Source organism: Parafannyhessea sp., assembly GCF_051876455.1.
Lineage (GTDB): Bacteria > Actinomycetota > Coriobacteriia > Coriobacteriales > Atopobiaceae > Parafannyhessea.
Genome location: NZ_JBJEHW010000221.1, coordinates 1 through 1,619, shown reverse-complemented (window position 1 = coordinate 1,619; position 1,619 = coordinate 1). Strand labels below are relative to the sequence as shown.

The 1,619-nt window shown below is 68.6% G+C and carries 2 protein-coding genes; both read right to left on the bottom strand.

Annotation, left to right across the window (positions count from 1 at the left end):
• Positions 1-786: glutamate 5-kinase (proB, locus tag ACI38Z_RS09230; protein WP_439789911.1), on the bottom strand; the 786-nt coding region annotated here is incomplete at its 3' end.
• The coding region (gene cgtA / locus ACI38Z_RS09225) for an Obg family GTPase CgtA (protein ID WP_439789910.1) at positions 779-1,619 on the bottom strand (841 nt) is incomplete at its 5' end. The genes proB and cgtA, both read right to left, overlap by 8 nt.

Genomic DNA, 1,619 nt, shown 5'->3' with positions numbered 1-1,619 from the left:
GGGCGCCTCGAAGCGCGTGCCGAGTCCTTCTCCCCCAACCACGCGCTCGAGCGACCGCTCGTCGCGCCCGCGGCACACCACCATCGGGATGCCCGCCGCCAGCATCGCGCGGGCCGCGCGGATCTTCGAGGCCATGCCGCCTGTGCCCACGGACGACCCGGCGCCGCCGGCCATTGCGGATATCTGCGGGGTTATCTCGCTCACGCGGCCTATGAGCCTGGCGTCCCGGTCCGTCGCGGGATTCGCCGTGTACAGCCCGTCGACATCCGAGAGTATCACGTACTCGTCCGCGTTGAGCATCGTCGCCACGATGGCGCCGAGCATGTCGTTGTCGCCAAAGTTGAACTCCGTGGTCGACACGGTGTCGTTCTCGTTCACGACGGGGACGGCCCCGAGCGCGAGCAGCTTCCCCAGCGTGTTCCTGGCGTTGAGGTACCCCTCGCGGTCCGTCAGGTCCCTACGGGTGAGAAGAACCTGCCCACAGGGCACGCCGCGCCTTGCCAGCTGCTCTGCGTACACCTCCGTGAGCGCCGCCTGTCCGGCCGCGGCGCAGGCCTGACGCCCCGGCATGTCACTCGGCCTCCTGCCGAGGCCGAGCCGCTCCATGCCCGCGGCGACCGCGCCGGAAGAGACGATGACCACGTGGAAGCCCCCCGAGGCGAGGTTGGCAGCCTGCTCGCACAGCGAGCCTATGAAGGCACGGTCGGGTCGTCCGGACTCGTCCACGAGCGTGGACGACCCGACCTTCACGACGATGACGTTTGGGGTCTCGAAGATCTCAGACATTCAGGACCTCTACCTCCCCGTCGTCCCCGCCCCCGTCGGCGAGGACGACCTCGTCCTCATCCTCGTTCAGCTCCGCGAACTCGTCCTCCTGGTCCGCCCCCTCGTAGGTGAAGGCGAAGCCGAGGATCCTGACCTCGTCCCCGTTCTTGCATCCCGCCTCCGCAAGGCGGTCGTCGAGGCCGATCCGGTCAAAGCGATGCTGCAGGTAGGCGATGGCCTCGTCGTTGTCCCAGTCGGTCTGGATGACCATGCGCTCGACGGCGCCGCCGCTGACGCGCCAGATGCCCTGGGACTCCATGCGGATGGAGATGGCGTTGTCGCGCCTGCGGCGGAGCCTCTCGGCGCTCTCGTTCAGGGCCACGGAGAGCTCCTCGGGCTCCTCGACCCTCGCGGCGCTCCTGAGCTTCCGCACCTCGGCGGAAGTGTGGATCACGAGCTCGTCAAGCCCCTCGCCGGTCACGGCGGACACCTTGAAGAACGGGCGTCCGTCCTTCTCGGCCGCGAGGCGGAGCCTCTCGACGGCGTCCTCGGTTCCCGGCATGTCGCACTTGTTCGCCACGACGATCTGGGGACGCTCGGCGAGCTCGGAGGCATATGCTGCGAGCTCCTCGTTGATCGTCCTGTAGTCCTGCACGGCGTCCCGGCCCTCGTAGCCGCCCGTCACATCCACGACGTGGAGGATGAGGGCCGAGCGCTCGATGTGGCGGAGGAACTGGTGCCCGAGCCCCTTGCCCTCGCTGGCACCCTCGATCAGCCCGGGCACGTCCGCGACCACGAACGAAGACCCGTCCTTGGCACGCACCATGCCCAGGTTGGGAACGAGCGTCGTGAAG